Source organism: Acinetobacter sp. HA (assembly GCF_000264725.1).
GTDB lineage: Bacteria > Pseudomonadota > Gammaproteobacteria > Pseudomonadales > Moraxellaceae > Acinetobacter > Acinetobacter schindleri.
In genome coordinates, this window is the sequence record NZ_AJXD01000091.1 from 1 (window position 1) to 807 (window position 807).

Genomic DNA, 807 nt, shown 5'->3' on the forward strand with positions numbered 1-807 from the left:
ATCTGCTGTTCAGTTTTCAGTGTGCTGAGTTTGATCTCATTTTCAGCAATCAGCAGATCCATATTTTTGCCGTATTGCAGCTGAGCCTGATTTCTCTGTTTGATTTCATCATTGCTGCGGCTGATTTCGGTCTCAATCCCTTTTCGGCGTAGTTCGGTGACTTTCGGTCCTTCGTGCAGGGTCGCTTCCAGGCCATTCTCCTGGTCTTTGTAGCTGCGATGGTCGACTCGGGCGGTGTATCCGGCTAGATCCAGGTGCATATTGCAGATATCGGCAAAGTGTTCGCGCCAGTGTTCAATTTCTCCACTGTGTTTCTGATCCAGTTCCCGGGTTTTCTCGGTAAAACCTTCCGGAGTGAGCTTGCGTGTGCTCATCAGGATATGGGCGTGATAATTGCGTTCATCACTGCCGGATCCGGTATGCGGTGCATGGATACAGGCATCAACGGCCACCTGATGTCTGTCCACGATACTGGCGCATAGTTCTTCGAGCATGGCCAGACGTTGTTCCTGGTTCAACTCACTTGGAAAGGCAATTTCAAATTCCCGGGCGACTGTCGAGTTTTTTCGGGTTTCCCGTTGTTCCACTTCGTTCCAAAGTTTTTCCCGGTTTTTTAAATGTTTTGGTGCGCCTGCCGGTAAATAAATCTCTTTGTGTTCTACCCCAGTTTTTCGGCTGTAGTCATGTTCTCGGCCTTCACGTTCACAATAGATTTTTTCACCGGCCCGATAGGCGATTGCAGCAGTGGCGGAACGCCCTGCGGATCGTGCTACGGTTTTGACTGAAAAGTGGTAAATCGCCATGCCT

General features: G+C 49.7%; 1 protein-coding gene. It reads right to left on the minus strand.

Annotation, left to right across the window (positions count from 1 at the left end):
• Window positions 1-803, minus strand: an 803-nt coding sequence (gene mobQ / locus HADU_RS11940) for a MobQ family relaxase (protein WP_034592943.1), incomplete at its 3' end; no start/stop codon positions are given.
• Window positions 804-807: the final 4 nt, after the last annotated feature.